At 61.4% G+C, this 19,553-nt stretch carries 17 protein-coding genes; 14 read left to right on the top strand and 3 right to left on the bottom strand.

Features of this window, described 5'->3' with window-relative positions:
• Positions 1-48 precede the first annotated feature (48 nt).
• The 8 genes from glmM to ACYUCQ_RS03895 all read left to right on the top strand — a co-directional run bounded on the left by glmM (position 49) and on the right by ACYUCQ_RS03895 (position 10,066).
• On the top strand, positions 49-1,413 hold the full coding sequence (gene glmM, locus ACYUCQ_RS03860) for a phosphoglucosamine mutase (protein ID WP_460253181.1): 1,365 nt from the start codon (positions 49-51) through the stop codon (positions 1,411-1,413).
• Between the two features lie 25 nt (positions 1,414-1,438).
• A complete protein-coding gene (thiD, locus tag ACYUCQ_RS03865) occupies positions 1,439-2,251 on the top strand; it encodes a bifunctional hydroxymethylpyrimidine kinase/phosphomethylpyrimidine kinase (RefSeq protein ID WP_460253182.1) in 813 nt (270 codons plus the stop codon).
• A 15-nt stretch (positions 2,252-2,266) separates the two neighbouring features.
• The gene (locus ACYUCQ_RS03870; protein ID WP_460253183.1) at positions 2,267-2,689 is read left to right on the top strand and encodes an organic hydroperoxide resistance protein; all 423 of its coding nucleotides are present in this window, start codon (positions 2,267-2,269) and stop codon (positions 2,687-2,689) included.
• Between the two features lie 88 nt (positions 2,690-2,777).
• The gene (locus ACYUCQ_RS03875; protein WP_460253184.1) at positions 2,778-4,019 is read left to right on the top strand and encodes an AAA family ATPase; all 1,242 of its coding nucleotides are present in this window, start codon (positions 2,778-2,780) and stop codon (positions 4,017-4,019) included.
• A 362-nt stretch (positions 4,020-4,381) separates the two neighbouring features.
• A complete protein-coding gene (gene pnp / locus ACYUCQ_RS03880) occupies positions 4,382-6,535 on the top strand; it encodes a polyribonucleotide nucleotidyltransferase (RefSeq protein WP_460253185.1) in 2,154 nt (717 codons plus the stop codon).
• A 129-nt stretch (positions 6,536-6,664) separates the two neighbouring features.
• On the top strand, positions 6,665-7,936 hold the full coding sequence (locus ACYUCQ_RS03885) for a cytochrome P450 (RefSeq protein ID WP_460253186.1): 1,272 nt from the start codon (positions 6,665-6,667) through the stop codon (positions 7,934-7,936).
• Positions 7,937-8,280: 344 nt separating this feature from the next.
• The gene (locus ACYUCQ_RS03890; protein WP_460253187.1) at positions 8,281-9,615 is read left to right on the top strand and encodes a hypothetical protein; all 1,335 of its coding nucleotides are present in this window, start codon (positions 8,281-8,283) and stop codon (positions 9,613-9,615) included.
• 79 nt (positions 9,616-9,694) lie between these two features.
• Positions 9,695-10,066: a c-type cytochrome gene (locus tag ACYUCQ_RS03895; RefSeq protein WP_460253188.1), complete on the top strand. Its 372-nt coding sequence runs from the start codon at positions 9,695-9,697 to the stop codon at positions 10,064-10,066.
• 82 nt (positions 10,067-10,148) lie between these two features.
• Here ACYUCQ_RS03895 and ACYUCQ_RS03900 read toward each other — a convergent pair whose 3' ends face one another.
• Genes ACYUCQ_RS03900 through cydD form a run of 3 tightly spaced genes read right to left on the bottom strand, consistent with a single transcriptional unit; the run spans position 10,149 to position 14,812 of the window.
• Complete coding sequence (locus ACYUCQ_RS03900) at positions 10,149-11,402, bottom strand: O-antigen ligase family protein (RefSeq protein WP_460253189.1); 1,254 nt, start codon at positions 11,400-11,402, stop codon at positions 10,149-10,151.
• 24 nt (positions 11,403-11,426) lie between these two features.
• A complete protein-coding gene (gene cydC / locus ACYUCQ_RS03905) occupies positions 11,427-13,106 on the bottom strand; it encodes a thiol reductant ABC exporter subunit CydC (RefSeq protein ID WP_460253190.1) in 1,680 nt (559 codons plus the stop codon).
• Entirely contained in the window at positions 13,103-14,812 is a 1,710-nt protein-coding gene (gene cydD / locus ACYUCQ_RS03910; protein WP_460253191.1) for a thiol reductant ABC exporter subunit CydD, read from the bottom strand. The genes cydC and cydD overlap by 4 nt, the downstream gene beginning before the upstream one ends.
• Positions 14,813-15,025: 213 nt before the next feature.
• On the opposite strand from cydD, the gene panC reads away from it, so the two are divergent.
• The 6 genes from panC to ACYUCQ_RS03940 all read left to right on the top strand — a co-directional run bounded on the left by panC (position 15,026) and on the right by ACYUCQ_RS03940 (position 19,308).
• Positions 15,026-15,925 carry a pantoate--beta-alanine ligase gene (gene panC / locus ACYUCQ_RS03915; protein ID WP_460253192.1) on the top strand — a complete coding sequence of 300 codons (900 nt, stop codon included), beginning with the start codon at positions 15,026-15,028 and terminating at the stop codon, positions 15,923-15,925.
• A gap of 153 nt (positions 15,926-16,078) precedes the next feature.
• Entirely contained in the window at positions 16,079-17,113 is a 1,035-nt protein-coding gene (locus ACYUCQ_RS03920) for an EAL domain-containing protein (protein ID WP_460253193.1), read from the top strand.
• 74 nt (positions 17,114-17,187) lie between these two features.
• Complete coding sequence (locus ACYUCQ_RS03925) at positions 17,188-17,490, top strand: DUF3253 domain-containing protein (protein ID WP_460253194.1); 303 nt, start codon at positions 17,188-17,190, stop codon at positions 17,488-17,490.
• Entirely contained in the window at positions 17,490-17,972 is a 483-nt protein-coding gene (locus tag ACYUCQ_RS03930) for a DUF1499 domain-containing protein (protein ID WP_460253195.1), read from the top strand. Before ACYUCQ_RS03925 ends, ACYUCQ_RS03930 begins: the two co-directional genes overlap by 1 nt.
• A 19-nt stretch (positions 17,973-17,991) precedes the next feature.
• Positions 17,992-18,924 (top strand): glycerophosphodiester phosphodiesterase family protein, encoded by a 933-nt coding sequence (locus ACYUCQ_RS03935; protein WP_460253196.1) that lies wholly within the window; start codon positions 17,992-17,994, stop codon positions 18,922-18,924.
• Between the two features lie 111 nt (positions 18,925-19,035).
• A complete protein-coding gene (locus tag ACYUCQ_RS03940) occupies positions 19,036-19,308 on the top strand; it encodes a hypothetical protein (protein ID WP_460253197.1) in 273 nt (90 codons plus the stop codon).
• Positions 19,309-19,553: the final 245 nt, after the last annotated feature.

Consider the following 19,553-nt stretch of genomic DNA (forward strand, 5'->3'; position numbering starts at 1 on the left):
GCGGGCGATCCGGCGTTGAACAGTGCCATGAACAAGGTGACGACATCGATGAGTGAAACCGCCCCGGCGCGCCGGTTGTTCGGGACGGACGGGATTCGCGGCAAAGCCAATAGCGCGCCGATGACTGCCGAGATGGCGCTGCGTTTGGGCCAGGCGGCGGGGGTGATGTTTGTGCGCGGATCGCACCGGCATCGGGTCATTATCGGCAAGGATACCAGGCTCTCAGGCTATATGCTGGAGCCTGCGCTGACGGCGGGTTTCATCGGTGCGGGCATGGATGTGACGCTCGCCGGGCCGTTGCCGACGCCGGCGATTGCGATGCTGACGCGCAGTTTGCGCGCTGATTTGGGGGTGGTGATTTCGGCCTCGCATAATCCCTATGAGGATAATGGCATCAAATTATTCGGCCCGGACGGCACCAAACTCTCGGACGCGACCGAGGCGGCGATTGAAGCGCTGATGGCTGAGGATTTGAGCGCGCGGCTCGCGCCGCCGGCAGCACTTGGCAAGGCCAGCCGGTTGAGCGATGCGGCGGGGCGCTATGTGGAATGGGTTAAGGCGAGTTTTCCGCGCGGGATGAGCCTGGAAGGGATGAAACTGGTGCTCGATTGCGCGCATGGCGCGGCCTATCGGGTGGCCCCGGCGGCGTTATATGAGCTGGGTGCCACGGTGATCCCGCTGGGGGTGGCGCCGGATGGGTTCAATATTAACCGCGATTGCGGCTCGACCGCCCCTGGCGCGCTCTGCGCGGCGGTGCTGGAGCACCGGGCGGATTTGGGGATTGCTTTGGATGGCGATGCTGATCGGGTGATTTTGGTCGATGAGACCGGCGCCGTGATTGATGGCGATCAAGTGCTGGGGCTGATCGCCCGGCGGTTTCAGGCATCGGGTCGGCTCACCGGCGGTGCGGTGGTGGCAACGGTGATGTCGAATCTCGGGTTGGAGCGGTTTCTCGCCGGGATCGGGCTTGCGCTCCAGCGAACAGCGGTGGGGGACCGCTATGTGGCGGAGGCGATGCGTGCGGACGGGCGCAATGTCGGCGGTGAGCAATCGGGGCATGTTATTCTTACCGATTTCGGCACGACCGGCGATGGGCTGATTGCGACCCTGCAAGTCTTGGCGGCGATTGTCGATGAGGCGCGCCCCGCGAGTGCGGTGTGCCGGGTTTTTGCGCCCCTCCCGCAGCTCTTGCGCAATGTGCGCTATCGCGGCGAATCGCCCCTCGGACGCGCCGGCGTGCAGGCGGCGATTGCCGCCGCATCGGCGCAGTTGGATGGCGTTGGTCGGCTGCTGGTGCGACCTTCGGGCACCGAAACCTTGATCCGGGTGATGGCCGAGGGCGAGGATGCGGCGATGATCGAGGCGCTGGTCAGCACGGTGGTGGCGGCCATCGAGCAGGAAGTAGCAGGCTGAGCGGCGGGCTGGGGCGCGGGCGCTGATGATCCGGGTGCTGGCGATTGGTGGCTCGGATAGTGGCGGCGGTGCCGGCATTGAGGCTGACATCAAAACGATCACCGCCCTGGGCGGCTATGCGCTGACCGCGATCACGGCGGTGACGGTGCAGGACACGCGGGCGGTGCATCAGATCGTGCCGATTGCGCCCGATGTGGTTGCGCGGGCGATTAGGGTGGGGCTTGCGGATATTGGCGCGGATGCGATCAAAATTGGCATGCTCGGCTCATCCGCGATGGTGGCCGCGGTCGCGGATGCGCTGGCGGGCTGGGCCACGCATGTGCCGATTGTGCTGGACCCGGTTTTAGCGGCCTCAACCGGGGTTTCGCTGCTCGCCGCCGACGCGCTGACCGAATTGCGCACGCGGCTGATGCCCTTGGCACGATTGGTAACCCCGAATTTGGCCGAAGCGGCGCTGCTGAGCGGGATGATTGTGAATGATGTTGAGCAAGCGCAAGCGGCGGCGCTGGCGCTGGCCGGACCCTGTGCAATCTTGGTCAAAGGCGGGCATTTGACCGGTGCGAATTTGGTGGATGTGTTGGTGCGCGACGGCGCAGTGTTACGCTTCAGCGGCGAGCGGATCATCACCAAAGCCGGGCATGGAACCGGATGCACCCTCGCCTCCGCGATTGCCGTCGGGTTGGCTGAGGGGCTGGATTTGGGCGCCGCGATTGAGCGGGCGCGCCGGTTTTTGCGTGCGGCGCTGGCGGCAGCACCCGGCTTTGGCGCGGGCGCTGGGCCTTTGGGCCACGCGGCAGTGGAAATTCGACCCGTGCGCCCTATCTCCAAGGGGCTTTAACCCAGGAGGAATACGATGAAGGCTTTGTATCACGCGCATGGTCATGCAACGGGCGGACGAACCGGCCATGCCGAGACCGATGATGGACGTCTCAAAATCGATTTGAGCACACCCAAGGAATTGGGCGGCGATGGCGGCCCCGGCACCAATCCGGAGCAATTATTTGCTCTCGGCTATTCGGCTTGTTTTCTGGGCGCGCTGAAGTTCGTGGCGATGCAGGAGAAGGTCAAACTGCCGGAGAGCACAGCGGTCAAAGCGAGCATTGGCATTGGCCCGCGCGAAGATGGCACCGGCTTTGGCATCAATGCGCATTTGACCATCACCATCCCCGGCATGGAGCATGAGGCGGCCAAGGCGTTGGTGCATAAGGCTGAGATTGTTTGCCCCTATGCGCATGCGACGCGGGGCAATATCGATAATCGCTTCACGGTGGCCTGAAAAACGCGGATTTGTTGATCGAATATTAAGCTTTTCGGTGCATCGTTGCGGTCATGATGATCGTAACGATGCGGCTGAAAGTGCAAGCATGAGCGAGAGCGCGCTGCGCGATCGCAGCCCGACGCCCATGCGCCGGACCAAGCGGAGCGTGATCGGTTTCGCTGCCGATGCCGCGAGCGAGGCGGTGTTGCAGGATGCGCTGCGTGATTTGGTTCAAGCGGAACTGAGCCATAACGGCGTTGACGTCAGTTTTGATATTAAACGCGGCACCTTGAAAAGCGCGATCACCGCGATGATGCGCGCACCAGCGCCTGATGTGTTGATTGTCGATATTGGTGCGGACCCGGCGCCGGGGCGGCTGCTCGCGGCCTTGAGCGAGGTGATCGAACCTTCCGTGTCGCTGTTCGTGCTGGGTGAGGTTGATGATATCGCGCTGTACCGGATGATTACGCGTGACATCGGCGCGGCTGATTACATGTTCAAGCCGCTTACCCGCGAAACGGTGGCGCGCTATCTCGGCCCGTTGATTTCCCACGATCATCAGGCCACCGAATCCACGCGCGGCGGTCGGCTGATTGCCTTGACCGGCGCGCGCGGCGGGGTTGGCACCAGCACGATCGCGGCGATGTTGGCGCTTTATCTGGGTGAGACCTCGAACCGGCATACATTGCTGCTCGATGCCGATCCATTCATTGGCATCAGCCATGAATTGTGCGGTGGCGCGGGCAGTGAGGCGCTTGGTGCCTTGTTGAGCGGCGAACGCATGATCAATGCCGATGCCCTTGATGCCGCGATCAAGCCGGTTCAGGGGCGATTGAGCCTGTTGGCGCTGCCACCTTCGTTGGATCGGCAATTTATATCGAAAGACGGGGCGGCCAAGGCGTTGATTGCCGCGCTGCGGCAGCGTTTCAATTTCATCGTCGTCGATTTGCCATTTTTGCCGCTGCAATCGCATCGGGAATTATTGGAGGTGGTGCATCATCGGGTGATCGTGCTCGACCCATCGATTGCGGGACTGCGTGACACGTTACGGCTGCTGGCCTTGCCGAAAGGGCCGTTGCAGCCGCAGCGACCGACGATCATGCTCAATCACGCCAATATCAAGGGTGGATTTGACCGCAAACGGCTGGAGGATGCGCTCAAACGCAAGGTGGATATCGCGATGCCGGATTTACCCAAACGGTTTCAGTCGGTGACCCGCCTGGCCGATTTGATGGTCTCGCCGCGCGATCCGGCGTTTCGCGCCATGGCCGATTTGGCGCGCGAGGTGGGGTTCGATGGCGGACGCGGGGTGCCCCGGATCGACCCGCTCGTCACCGAGGCCGCGTGAGGGTGGTGGGGCGAGATGTGCGCCAGCCGCGCGGCCCCCTCCCCCAGCCCCGGCTGCGTGACGGGCGAATTTCGGCTGATTGGCTTGGTTGCGATGGGGGAGTAGCGGCGGCGGAGGGTTTCGGTTAAGGAGAGATTATGTGCCAAGGGGGCACATCGATAGGGGGAATGGTCCCCCGAGATGATCGGGATGGCGTTTGCTGCCCGCTGCACGTTCCGCCGGCATGATTTACGGCGTTTCCGGCCACATGGCCCGTGGCTGTGACGAGTTCTGCTCCGCACAGCCCCGACCCATGCTGCCCGAGACGCCGTTCTGGCGGGGGCGCACGGCGCTTGCTGTTTCGGTCCTTGTTTGAGGATCTAATGATGTTTGATAAATATTTCCGCAAAGAGCTGGATTGGGGTGGTCGCACCCTGGTTTTGGAGACGGGTAAAGTGGCGCGCCAAGCGGATGGCGCGGTGATGGCGCGGTATGGCGACACGGTGGTGCTCGCGACGGCGGTGGGGGCGAAATCGGCTAAGCCCGGCCAGGATTTCTTTCCGCTGACGGTGAATTACCAAGAAAAATTTTTCGCAGCAGGGCGGATACCGGGCGGTTTCTTCAAGCGCGAAGGCCGACCCACCGAGAAAGAAACGCTGGTCTCGCGTCTGATTGATCGGCCGATTCGCCCGCTATTTCCGGCCAATTTCCGCAACGAAGTACAAGTCGTGGTCACCGTGCTCAGCCATGATTTGGAAAATGATCCGGATGTGTTGGCCATGGTCGCGGCATCGGCCGCATTGACCTTGTCGGGTATTCCGTTCTTCGGGCCGATTGGCGGTGCGCGCGTTGGCTATATCGATGGCGCTTACGTGCTGAACCCGACCACCGCACAGCGCGACAAAAGCGCGCTCGATTTGGTGGTGGCCGGCACGCAGGAAGGTGTGTTGATGGTCGAGAGCGAAGCGCATGAATTGTCTGAAGAGCTCATGCTCGGCGCCGTAACCTTTGGCCATGCGGCGTTCCAGCCGGTGATCGATGCGATTATCGCGCTTGCCGAACACGCCGCCAAAGACCCGTGGGCGCTGGTTGAACCCTCCGAGCAGGAACAGGCCCTGGCAACTCGGGTTGACGCGCTGGCCCGCGAGGGCATTCGCCGCGCTTATGACGAGCGTGAAAAAGCGGCGCGCCATGAAAAATTGGCCGCGGTGAAAGACGCCACGATGGCGGCGCTGACCGAGGAAGGTCTGGCCGCTGATAAGGCCAAAGGGCTGTTCAAAGAGTTGGAAGCCGATATCGTGCGCAACGCAATTTTGGATCATGGCATCCGCATCGATGGGCGCGACACCAAAACCGTGCGGCCCATTCTCGCGGAAGTGGGCATTTTGCCGCGCACCCATGGCAGCGCGCTGTTCACCCGTGGCGAGACCCAGGCGATCGTGGTGGCAACGCTCGGCACCGCGCAGGACGAGCAATTGATCGATGCGATCGAGGGCGAGTTCCGCGAGCATTTCATGCTGCACTATAATTTCCCGCCCTTCTCGGTCGGCGAAACCGGGCGCATGGGCTCGCCAGGCCGTCGTGAAATTGGTCATGGCAAGCTCGCCTGGCGCGCGGTGCATCCGCTGCTGCCCGGCAAGGACAAATTCCCGTATACGATGCGGGTGGTGTCCGAGATCACCGAGAGCAATGGCTCATCCTCGATGGCGACGGTGTGTGGCACCTCTCTCGCCTTGATGGATGCCGGTGTGCCGCTGGCGCGGCCGGTGGCGGGCATCGCGATGGGCTTGATCAAGGAAGATCGCGGCTTTGCCGTGCTGTCGGATATTCTGGGTGATGAGGATCATCTGGGCGATATGGATTTCAAGGTGGCCGGCACCGAAGCCGGGGTCACGGCCTTGCAAATGGATATCAAAATCACCTCGATCACGCCGGAAATCATGAAAATCGCGCTGGATCAGGCGCGGCATGGCCGACTGCACATTTTGGGCGAGATGGCCAAGGCGCTGCAAGGCGCACGGGCCGACGTGTCCTCCAATGCGCCGCGCATTACCGTGATTAGCGTGCCGAAGGACAAAATCCGCGATGTGATCGGCACCGGCGGTAAGGTGATCCGCGAAATCGTGGAGCAAACCGGCTGCAAAATCGACATTGAAGATGACGGCACGATCAAAATTGCCGCCACCTCCGATGAACAGGCGCAGAAAGCCATCGATAAAATCCGTGGTTTGACCTCGGAAGCCGAAATCGGTGCCATTTATACCGGCAAAGTCGTGAAAATTGCCGATTTCGGCGCGTTCGTGAATTTCATGGGCGCGAAGGACGGCCTCGTGCATATCAGCGAGCTGGCGCAAGGCCGGGTTGCCCGCACCGGTGACGTGGTCAAGGTTGGCGACGTGGTCAAGGTGAAAATGATCGGCGTTGATGATCGCGGCAAGGTGAAATTGTCGATGCGTGTGGTCGATCAAGCAACGGGTGCGGATATTTCCGATCAGGTGGGCGCCAAAGGCGCCCGCCGTGACGATGCCGCCGAGTAAATCGCGCATCCTCGCGTGATGCGACGGGCCCCGTCCGGGAAACCGGGCGGGGTTTTTTTCTGCCCTATTTGCACGCGGCAGTGATCAGGCTATCGTATAGGATAACGGCGAAGAGGGGAGCGAAAAATCATGTCGCAACGTCAAGCGTTGATGGCCCAAGCGGCGGAATTGCCCCTCTCGGCGTTTCATGTCGGTCAGCCTTTATTGTTCCAGCAGGATGCGCTTTGGCCGTATTTTGCCCGGCTGCGGCGCGAGGCACCCGTGCATCATTGCCGTGAGAGTGAGTATGGCGCTTACTGGTCGATCACCAAATATCGCCACATCATGCAAATTGAGGCTCAGCCTGAAATTTTCTCGTCCGATGTCAAATATGGCGGTATCGCAATCCGCGATCAGCAGCTTGATTTTACCATGCCCATGTTCATCGCGATGGACCCGCCGCGCCACACGCATCAGCGCGCGGCGGTGCAGCCGATTGTTGGCGCGCCAAGCTTGGCGGCGCTGGAAATATTGATCCGCGAGCGCGCCCAAGGCATTTTGGATGATCTGCCGATCGGCGAGGATTTCAACTGGGTCAGCCGGGTTTCGATTGAACTCACCACCCAATTATTGGCAACTTTGTTCGATTTTCCCTGGAATGATCGCCATAAATTAACCCGCTGGTCTGACGTGGCGACAGCATTGCCCGGCGGCGGCATTGTTGACAGCGAAGAGCAAAGACGGGCGGAATTGCTGGAATGTTTGCAGTATTTCATGCAGCTCTGGCAGGAGCGCGCCGCCGCACCGCCGCGCGGTGATCTGATTTCGATGATGGCGCATGCCGAGGCAACACGCGATCAAACACCGATGGAGTATTTGGGCAATTTGATTTTGCTGATTGTCGGCGGCAATGACACCACCCGCAATTCAATCAGCGGCGGCCTGTTTGCCCTGAACCAATTTCCCGATCAATATACAAAATTGCTGGAAAACCCTGGCTTGGTTGCAAATATGGTGCCGGAAATCATCCGTTGGCAAACCCCACTGGCCCATATGCGGCGCACCGCCGTATGTGACACCGAGTTTGAAGGGCAAAAAATCAAGGCCGGCGACCGCGTGGTGCTTTGGTATGTCTCCGGCAATTATGACGAGGATGCCATCGAGCAGGCCGATCAGCTGGTGATTGATCGGGCGCGGGCGCGCAAGCATTTATCCTTCGGCTTCGGGCTGCATCGGTGCCTGGGCGAACGGCTGGCCGATATGCAGTTGCGCATCATGTGGGAGGAAATCTTGCGCCGCTTTGGCCGGATTGACGTGGTCAGCGAACCAGAGAGGATTTTTTCTTCCTTCGTGAAGGGTTATTCGCATTTGATGGTGCGGATTCCCGCCGATCAGGTTAAAGCAGGATTTTCGCGCCATTAGATCAATATTGGTTCAGTTCGAATCCAAAAATTCGAGCTAAACCAATGAAAAATGGTCAGCAAAAAAGACTGGATTTTGATTGACGATAAGCAATCACGCCCTAGGCGTTTGTGCCTGGACAATTCTTTAGATGAAAATTATTCAATCGATTTATGTTAATAATTATTCCGAGGCGATAAAATATGATTTTGATTGTTTCACGATGGCAGCGTCACCATTTATGACGAGAGCGGAATGCAACCGAATTTGAGCCGTGCTGCGGCTGCGAACCAATTGATTTAGATCAATGTCGCCCGGCTGATTTACGTGCATCGGTTACATATCGATTAAGGGGAGATTGGGTTATGCGTAAGATCGTGAAACAATCGAGTATCGTCGCCCTATTGGCAATGAGCGCCCTGGCACCGAGCCGGGCTTGGGCGATTCCCGCTTTTGCAGCGCAAACCGGCGAGCCTTGTTCGGCCTGCCATATCGGCTTTCCGCAGCTCACGCCGTACGGGCGGGACTTCAAGCTGGAGGGCTATATTGCCGGGGGAACATTCCCGACTTGGAAGAATTTCGCCCTCATGTCGCAAATCGGCTTCACCCAGTTGCATGACAAAATTCCGGGCGGGTTAGCGCCGGGCTTTAAGAGCAATGATGCCTGGGCCGCCCAACAAACCAGCCTGTTTTACGGCGGCGCGCTCGATTCGAAACTCGGGATCGGTGCCTTCATCCAGGTCACCTATGATGGTGTTGCCCATCAATTGCACTGGGACAATACCGATATTCGTCTGGCCCGCCCCGGCGAGCTGTTCGGCAAGCCGTTATTCTGGGGTTTGACCTTCAATAACGCGCCGACAGTGACTGATTTGTGGAATTCACCGCCAAGCTGGGGGTATCCGTTTATCCCCTCTGAGCTCGCGAACGGGCCGACCGCCGAGCAACAAATTCCGGCTTTGGCGCAGGGCGTCTATGGCGTCGGCGCGTATAGCGCGTTGAACCTGACGCCGGAAAATATGCTCTATACCGAGGTCGATTTTTACAAATCGCTGCCAAACCGAATGAGCTATGCGCTCGGCGTCGGCCCGGCAGCGCCGGTCGATGGCATCATCCCCTATGTGCGGTTGGCGGTGCAGCATCAATGGGGCAATTCATCGATTGAGGTGGGGAGCTATGCGCTGATGGATCGGCCCTACCCGCAGGGCATGATTAATGGTCCGACCGATCAATTCCTCGATGTCGCGGCGGATAGCCAATTCCAATATATCACCGCGAAGCAAGCCTTCTCGATCCAAGCGAACTTTATCCATGAATCGCAGAGCTGGCAGGGCAGCTACCCGTTGGGCCTGGTCAGTAATCCGGCGGACACGCTGAATACGGCCACTTTCACCGTGTCCGAATTGCTGTTCCAGAAATACGGGATCACCGAATCGTATAATATGATCTATGGGAATAGCGACGCTACACTTTATGGCAATGCGAATGGCAAGCCGAACACCAATAGCTGGACCACCGAGCTTGATTATTACCCGTTCAATAACGGTGGACCTGCGTTTCTGCCCTGGCTGAACGCAAAGTTTTTTGTTGAAAACACGATCTATCCGACTTTTAATGGCTTGGCCCGCAATTATGACGGTGCGGGGACAAATGCCCAGGCCAATGATACGCTGTTCGCCGGGGTTTGGCTCGCTTTCTAATCGTTCGCTTTCTAATCGTTCGCTTTCTATCGTTCACCTTCGGAAAGGACCAACAATGCTTAACAAGAAAAATTCACGGATGGCGGTCGCAGCGCTCGCTTTGACCCTGGGCGGCTTTGGTGCCGCCCACGCGGCCAATGTGGCGAAAGGGAAAAGCGTATTCGCGGCCCAGTGCGCCGCTTGCCACAGCGCCGCCGCCGGACAGAACGGGATCGGGCCCAGCCTCGCCGGGATCTATGGCAAGCCGGCCGCCAGCACCAAGGGGTTCATGTTCTCCCCCGCGCTGAAATCATCGCATATCGTCTGGACCAGCGCCGCACTCGATAAATTCCTCGCCAATCCACAAGCGGACGTGCCGGGGACCAAAATGCCCTATATGGGCATGTCGAGTGCGAAACAACGCGCTGACGTGGTCGCCTACATCAAAACCCTCGGCGCCACCGCGAAGTAACACCCGCACCGAGCGTTACACCCAACGACATGGCTTTGATGGACTGCCAAAACAGTTCATCAAGGCCATAATTTTTGGCCAATCAATCGGCCTGATCCGCGCGCGGGGCCGATGCCGCCAGTGACCAGCCGATGGTCATGAACACCCAACCCGCTGTCGAGAGGGTAAACAAGCTGCTGGTCGAGGCAATCGGCCATAAAATCACGCAGCACGCGACGGTCAGCATCGCTTGGCGCGGATCAGGCGCTGACCAAACCCGGCGGATCATCCGGTTCAGCCACAGACCGACCATGGCCAGAAACACCAGCAGGCCGGGCACACCCGCCGAGGTCGCGATTTGCAGATAGTAATTATGCGGATGGATATTGCAGCCGCGCAGCCCGCCATTATCGACATTCGGAATACCGAGTGCGGGAAACCCGTGGAAATAGCCCGGATTGGTGCAAAAATCACGGAACCCTTCAAAACCCAAGCCCAGCCAAGGATGAGCGACGACCATCACCGCCGCACGGGTATAAAGCTGGCCATAGGGGCTGCGCGGGAAATGCGACATTTGCGATGTGAACTTAATGATCAGCTTGGCGTAGGTCGGCGGTGAAATCACCGGCAGCGCGATCAACGCCATGATGCCCATCGCCATCGCAATCGCGAACGGCACCCGAAACCGTTTGACCAGCAGCGCACTCAAGCAAAGCCCGAACAGCATGAGCAAATTGGGCATGCGCTGGCCGATCAAAATCATGGTCAGCACCAGAAATATCAGCGCCGCCGCCCCGCCGATCCGCGCAAGCCAGTCCGGGCGCTGGATCAGTGTTACCACCACGGGCATCAGGCCGGTGAAAAACACCAAGAGAAATTGCGGCCCGGCGCGGGGCTTGAAAAACGGACCAGTGAGCGAGCCATCCGGCCAACGCGCATCGCCGAGAATATTATGGCCGAATATATATTGCTGCCAACATTCCACCACCAGCCAAATGGCCGCGATGGCAACGCTGATGCCGAGCCATGAACGGGATTTGGCACGAACCAGCACCCAGGATTCCAGGGCAGCGGCAAAAATGAACAACCGAACCAGCACCAAGGCTTCGAGGCTGGAATGGGTTTTGCCGCTCACCATCGAGCTGAGGAGGATCAACAGCCAGAGCAAAAATGCTAGCCGCACCCAAAGTTTTTCCGTCCAGCGCCAATCACGGCTGATCGCCGAATGCACCAAAAACAGGATGGCGGTGAGCGATAACAACGCATCGGCGATGGCGCGGCCATAGAAAAAGAACGCGGGGAGCAGAATTGTGGCGCCCAGCGCTGCGTGCTGAAGCCGGGGGGATGCAGAATTCATCGGGATCAATCGGCCTCTACGCAATCAGAAGGTGGCCGAGGTGAGGTGGCCAGCTTGCAAGCGCCAGACCCGGTCGAGTTTTTCAACGCCGGTAAGCCGATGGGTAATCAGCAACACGCTGCGGCCTTCGGTGGTGAGGTTGAGTGTGGTCATGAAATCGCGCTCGGTCGCCGGATCAAGCCCGGCGCATGGCTCATCGAGGATCAGGATCGGCGCCGGGCTGAGCAAGGTGCGCGCCAAGGCCAGGCGCCGCCCCTCCCCGCCCGAGAATTGCGCCCCCTGCTCACCCACCCAGGCATCGAGCTGATCGGGCAGGCCACGCACCATATCGGCGATGCGCGCCGCCTCCAACGCGGTCCATAATTGCGCGTCCGTCGCGTCAGGTCGGGCGAGGCGCAAATTATTACGCACAGTATCGGCGAAAAGATGGGTCGTTTGCGCCAAATAGGCGATGCGCGTGCGCACATCCGCCGCAGAGAGCCGGGCCAGATCAACCCCGCCGAGCCGGATGCTGCCCGCTTGCGGCGCGGCCAGCTTCAACGCCAGGGCCGCAAGGGTCGATTTGCCAGCGCCCGAAGGACCGAGCACCGCCACCCGCGCCCCGGCCGGCACTTGCAGCGATAATTGATCGAGCACCATCGGATGATCGGGCGACCAGCGAAACTGCACATCATCAAAGCGCAGCGCGGTGGCGGCGGATAGCGGCAACGGATCCGCCGGATCGGGCACGCTGGGCGGCGCTTCGGCGGCGGCGATCACCCGGCGCGCGGCTTCTGCGGCAATGCCTGCCAACGCGCCGGCGCGCGGCATGCCGCCGACCACTTCAAACGCCGCGATCACCACAAAGGCCGCGATCAGAACCGCAATCGGCGCATGAGCACCGCCGATCAGCAGCACCGCGAGCAAGGCCGCTTGGGCGGCAAGAAACGAGACAGCCTGCAACACCGCGCCACGGGCGGCGAGGCCGCGCTCCGCACTGAATAAACCGGCCTCCTTGGCTTGGATATTGGCCAACATCCGGCCTTCGGCACCAAACACCTTGATCTCGCGCAAGCCGGTCAGCGCATCGAGAGCCGCGACGCGCAAGGCCGAGGCCGCCTCGGTTTGCGCAACAGCCGCCGCACGGGCGGCACGCATGGCGCGCTGCGGCAGCAAAAACGCGATCAGCCCAAACAGGCCCAGCGCAATGATCGCGGCAATCACATTATCGCGGCCAACCGCCCACAGCAAAATCGGCACCAGCATCAGCGCGGACACGCCCGGGATCAGAATGCGCAGATAAATACCATCCAGCGCGTCGATATCGGTGATCAGGCGCGAGAGTAAATCGCCAGCCCGGCGCAGGCCCAACCCTCCGGCGGCACTCCCCGCCAGCCCGCGCAGGAACCAGACGCGCAGCGCCGCCAGAGCGCGGAACATCGCATCATGGGTGGAAAGCCGTTCCAGATAGCGCAACACCACCCGCGCCACACCCAGGATCGACAGGCTGAGCGGCACCACCAGCGCGATGCCCGCGATGGCCGCGCCAATAAAGCGCGCCGATTGCGCCATCAACGCGATGAAGCTGGCCAGGGCCGCCAGCGCGATCAGCGCGCCGAGGATCAGCGCCGGAGCCTGGCGACGCCAGAGGGTGAGGATGCGCCAGAGGGGCGAGGCCAGCGTGGCATGTGGCGTGGTATCGGGGTTGGTGTCGGGGTTGGTCATGACACGCGATCAAGCCGAGGGTCGGTGCGCGCACCAAGGTCAAGCTTGCGGCCCGAAAATTCATGCGCGAACGCAGCATGGGTGGCGAGAATCACGGTGCGCCCCAAGGTCAGCCGACGCAGCGCCTCAAGCACGTCACGCTCGGTCGCCGGATCGAGCTGTGCGGTGGGTTCATCAAGCAATAGCAATTGGGCATCTTTGAGGAAGGCACGGGCAATGGCAATGCGCTGGGCCTGCCCGCCGGAAACACCAAAGCCACCATCGCCGATGCGGCTATTCAACCCATCGGGCAGCGCATCGGTGAACGCAGTGACATGGGCGCGTTCGGCGGCGCGCTGCACCGCCTCATCGCTCGCCTCGGGCAGACCAAGCCGGATATTATCGGCGATCGACCCGGCAAACAGGAACGGCTTCTGGCTGATTAAAGCGGTCAGACGCGCCAAAGCGGCGGGCACGATCGATTCGATGGGAGCGCCATTAATGGTGATGCGCCCGGATTGCGGACGCACACCCCCCAGCAGCAATTCGATGATGGTGGATTTACCCGAACCGGAGGGGCCAACCAGCATCATGGTTTCACCCGCAGGCAGGCGAAAGCTGAGATGGTTGAACACCGGCCCGCGCGCGTCGCTCCAGGCGAAACTGACATCCTCGAACGCGATGGCGACGCCTTGGGCGGCCACGGTGCGAATCGGCAGGGCGGCTTCGGTCGCGGCGGGTGAATCAAGCGGTTCGGCGCGCGGCAAGGTGGCGAGCCCTTCGGCAGCGGCCTGGGCGGTCATGCGATCCTGATACACCGCGCTGAAATTGCGAAACGATGCGAAAAATTCCGGCACCAACAGCAAAGCGAACAAGGCGGTTGGCACCAAAACCAGATGACCTGCGCGCAGCGGCGCGGCAAAGCGGATCGCAATGCCGACCAGAGCGGCGGCGGAGGCCAAATCCAGCGCGGTCGAGGAGAGAAAAGCCACCCGCAACACGCGCATGGTGCGACGGCGCAATTCATCGGCAGCTTCCCCCAGCGCAGTCGCTTCTGCCTCGGCGCGCCCGGCCAGTACAATTGTGCTGATCCCGCGCACCCGATCGATGAAGCGGGTTTGCAAGCGGGTCAGTGCGGTAAATTGCCGGCGCGAGGCCGCCGCCGCGCCAATTCCAGCAAGCGCCATCGCCATCGGCACCAGCAGGCCGGTCACCGCCAGGATCAAAGCGGTGCGCCAATCGACCATGATCGCGGCAAGAACAACCAGCGCCGGGCTGACCAGCAATAGTGCCGCGGCAGGGATCCATCGGCCAAATAATCCATCGAGCGCCTCGATCCGGTCCACCACCACGCCCGCCAGTTCGGCGGAATGGCGGCCCCGCAAGCCGGCAGAGCCAAGCTGCAGCAGGCTCGACAACGCCGCGTTGCGCAGCCGGCGGCGCGCCCCGGTGCCCAGCGACTTGGCCAGCCGCTCCTGGAGAATGGTCAGGCCCGCACGCAGCACCGCGGCAAGGATAAACCCGGCGGTCGCCAGAAACATACCCTGATCGGAGGGGTGCAGTACAGCGGCGAGCAACCGCGACGCGCAAAAAATCTGGCCAATCGCGAGGATCGTCTGCGCAACACCGAGGGCGATGGCGGGCATCGCGCGGCGGCGCCCCGCAGCAATTTCATGACGAAGCCAGGATTTAGCCGCAATTGTTTCCGCGCTGTCACTCTGAGCCATGTTCTCCTCATATAAAGTTCCGTGCTAAAACCCAAGCCCTCGCCGGATTAGCGCGCCGATTTTGGCGCTGATGACCGCCGGAACATAACAAGACCATTAAATTCGGGCGAGGAATGATCGGGAACGAATCCCGATTCTCAGCCGCGCAAACTCTGGACGCGGGCCTTGCCCTGTCGCATGACGCACGACAACACAGGGAAACGAGGTCACGCGATGTTGATTGCCCGCACGATTGAAGCGTTGGACGCGGCGCGCGCGGCGCTGGGGCCGTTGGCGCTGGTGCCGACCATGGGCGCGCTGCATGCCGGTCATGTGTCATTAATCACCGCCGCCCGCGAGCAGGGATTGCCGGTTGCCGTGTCGATTTTCGTCAATCCGCTGCAATTTGGACCCAATGAGGATTTCGCTCGCTATCCGCGCGATGAGGCAGCGGATTTGGCGGTGCTGCGCGCGGCGGGCTGCGCGCTGGCGTGGCTACCTGAGATGTCGGTGATGTATCCGCCGGGCGATGCGACGATGATTGAGGTGGCCGGTCCGGCGCAACGCTGGGAGGGTGCCGCACGACCGGGCCATTTTCGCGGGGTGGCGACGGTGGTTGCGAAATTATTCGGCCAAATCCGCCCTGAACGTGCCTATTTTGGCGAGAAAGATTGGCAGCAAGTGCAGGTGGTGCGTCGCATGGTGCGCGATTTGGCCTTGCCGGTCGCCATTTCGACGGTCCCGACCCTGCGCGATTCAGACGGGTTGGCGATGTCTTCGCGCAACCGCTATCTCACACCAGAAGAACGGCACCGCGCCGCTTGGCTCCCGGCAATTTTGCGGGAGGTGCGCGCTGAATTGCAATCGATGATGGTCGATGATCCGTCAAATAGCCGCACGGATGATAGCAAGAATAACAGCGCGACCGCGTCGGCCCTCGGGCAAGCGCAGGGGCGGCTGGAGGCGCAAGGGTTCAAGCTTGATTATCTGGCCTTGGTGGACGCCGTCTCGCTCGAGCCGCTCACCGGCCCGCGCGCGGGCAGCCGGTTGCTGGTCGCAGCACGGCTGGGGGCGGTGCGGCTGCTCGACACCATGAGCGTCGATCTCCCGCCTGCCACGTCCGCAACGCCCTAACAACCGGGCAATGATTATGATGCGCGATAAAATTTCGCAGGAGATTCACTGAAAATTCATTTTTGGCCTGGATACTGACGTCAGCAAAACAGAGACGAGGTCGCAAAATGCGGCAAGCTGGATGAGCCGACGATCAAGACTGGCTGAGAGTGGATGATGAGCAATGTTGCCCCTAATCACGCGACGTTTAGTGACCCGCACGCTGATCGATGCGCAAACGATGGGCTGACCCTGGAGGCCCAAGAAAGGCACCAAGAGAGCCACCAGGAGAGCCACCAAGAAAGCAACGCAGATATCAATAAGGATCTCCACGAAACCGCACGGCGCGAGGCCGCCCTGCGGCGGCTGGAAGCGACCGACCGGCGGCGTCTCGCCGCACGGCTCGATAGTGCCATTCAAGAGCATGGATTTGCCTTGCGCTATGCACCGCGACTATCCGCCCAAATCAAAGCTGCGGAGCCGGCACCCAACCGGTGGAGCGCCTTGCCGCCCCGCTCAGCCGCAAGCCCAGCGCCATCGCTGTTCTGTGGTGCGGAGCTGATTATCGGCGTGCAACATCGCCGCCGGGGGGTGGTTCCGGTCGAGAGTTATCTGCGGTCGGTCAAACGCGCCCCGCTCATCGCCTCGGTTATCGTCGAGGGCTTGACCGAGGCGTTGGCAGAAACCGCCGCCTGGCCCGCCGCTTGGACGCTGAGCGTCGCCGCCCCGCCGCGCCTCGCTGATTTATCAGCCTTGCGCCAAGCGCTCGCCGGCGTGACGCCTGACCAAGCCAGCCGCGTTGCCTTGATGATCGATGAAGCCGCCCTGATCGCGGATGGGCTTGATGCGCTCGATACGCTGGATGCGCTGCGCGGCGATGGGTTTGGCCTCACGCTTGATCGGTTCGGTGGGCGCTTCGGCAGTCTGGCCTTGCTGCGCAGCCTGCCATTCACCGGGGTGAAATTGGATCGGTCCTTGCTGCAGGGTGAGCCAAACCAACGGCAAGCCAATCGGGTATTCACCGAGGCATGCATTGCGATTGGCCATGATCTTGGCCTGACGGTGATCGCCGGCGGGGTCGAAACCGAAACCGATTATACGCGGCTCGGGCGCATGGGGATTGATGCGGTGCAAGGCAGTTGGGCGGGTGCCGCCGTCAATGCCGCGACGATCAATCATTTGCTCCGCACCGCACCGCACGCCGCCTGATCCTTTCTGCCCCCCTCTCCGGCTGATCCGCGCTTGCCAAAATCGGCAAACCGGATCATGCCGCGCGAGTGACCATGCCCCATCCCCCCGATCTCACCGATCCCGCCGCCGCCGAGGCGATTTTGACCTTGTGCCGCGCGCGGGGCCCGGCCAAATCAATTTGCCCCACCGAGGCGGCGCGCCTGCTCGCCGGTCATCCGCCGGATTTGTCCTGGCGGGCGTCATTGCCACGGATCAAACGGGCGGCGGCGCACCTCGCGCAAGCCGGGATGATCGATATCATGCGCAAGGGCAAAGCCATCGCACCGGCCGATGCTCATGGCGTGGTGCGGCTGCGGTTGCACAAGGACGCCGAAAACATCGAAGGAGCCGGTTGATGGCTGTTGGTTTGTTGCCACTGATTCTGAGTGTGATCTTCCCGCTATGCGGCACACCGGGTGCCAAGAATATCCCCGCACCCGGCATCGTCGATTTTGCGCATCTCACCTTGCCAAGCTCGCCGAACAAGGCGCTCGCCGCGCCCACCGGGTTCAACCCCAAGCCCGATTTAGTCACGCCGGCCTACGCGCTGGCGCCCGATCAATTATTCCAAATCGTGCGCACCACAATCCTGGCCATGCCCCATACCTACGCGCTCGATGATCACCCTGACCATTGGCAAGCCGCGTTCGTGGCGCGCACGCCGATGGCCAATTTTCCCGACATTATCGCGATTGCCGTCCAGCCCGACGCGCAAGGCGGATCGCATTTGGTGATGTATTCCCACTCCATTTACGGCTACTCGGATATGGGCGCCAATTTGGCTCGGCTGACCGCCTGGCTTGCCGCGATCAACGCTAAAATCCCGCCGCAATCCTGACCTTTGCGCGCATCGCCCGATGACATACGCCAAACCATTTCCCGTGTTCGGCCATCGCGGTGCGCGGGGCTTGGCGCCGGAAAACAGCGTGCCTGGATTTGCGCTCGCGCGTGATCTGGCGCTCACCGGCGTGGAGTTTGATATTGCGCTCAGTGCCGACCACGTAGCACTCGTGCATCACGACCCGCAGCTCAGCCCCGAGATCACCCGCGATGCGGCGGGGCATTATCTCACCGCCCCCACGCCGGTTCTGCATGATTGCACCGCGTCAGAGCTGGCAGTCTTTGATATTGGCCGGGCGCACCCTGGCTCGGCCTACGCAGCCCGCTACCCATCGCAACGGGCGCTGGATCATGTGCCGATCCCCACGCTGGATCAGGCGTTGGACGCCCTCGGGCCGCTTGATTTGCTGATCGAAATCAAAACCTTTCCTGACCGCCCGACTTTGACCGCCCCACCCGACATGATGGCGGCAGCGGTGATCGATATTTTGCGCCAGCATCGGGCGATTGAGCGCACCGTGCTGTTCGCGTTTGACTGGCGGGTGCTGCGCGCGGCAGCCGGGTTGGCGCCGCGTTTACGGCGCTGCTGCCTCACAGCGCCCGATACTATCGCGCCGATCAGCGCGACGGGCGGGCGGCTTTGGCTCGATGATCTCGATTTAGCGGCGTTCGGCGGCGAGTTGGCCCGGGCCGTGGCCGGCACCGGCGCTTGCGCCTGGGCGCCGTTGCACAGCACGCTTGACCGGCGCTCGTGCGAGCTGGCGCAGTCGCTCGGCCTCGCGGTCATACCGTGGACCGTCAATCTCCCGAGCGACATTGAAACCATGATCGCTCTCGGTGTCGATGCGCTGATTTCCGACTATCCGGACCGGGTGATTGCCAGCCTGCGGCGCGAAGGACGCGATGTGGCGCCCCCGGGATTCGTCGCGTCCCTGCGGCACAATCGCTGAATCCCAAAAATTCGCCCGGCGCGCGGCACGACCGAGAAAATCGCGCATGGCCGGGGCGCGCCAGGCGCCAATGCCGGTAAGCGCATCGATGGGTGCGAATAATTCATGGGCGTGCGCCAAGCTGCCGCAGGCAAATTCCTGGAATTGCCGTGGCTTGAGCGCGTACAGCACCCGAATATCGCGCACCGGCAGCACCAATGCCCGGCTCGGCGCCTGATCGAGCAGGCCGGTGGCTTGCCAGCGCGGCACCGCCTCATTGCCCGGAACCGGGCTGAGCAGCCAAGCGAGCGGGCAGGTAATCAGCAAGGAATGCAGGCTCGGCGCGTAGCGCGAGCGTTTATCAAGCAGATTTTGCAGCCCGCCACAGACTTCAATGGCGAATAAATCGACATAGGGATCATTGGCATCGCCGCCGAACCATAGCCATAGCCCATCGGGCACAGTGCGCATCCGCGCAGAGCCGGGCACTTTGAGCAAGGGTGATTCGGGGTCGGTTTCGCTGCAGGGGCGAGCTTTCAGCCACGCGCCGGCGGCACCGAAATCAGCATTTTCGAGGCCGGGCGGCGTTTGCGGCCAGGCGCGCATCGTTTGCCGAAAAAATGCGTCGAGACTCATAAAACTTGTCATTT

This window comes from Acidiphilium sp. MT5 (assembly GCF_054767495.1).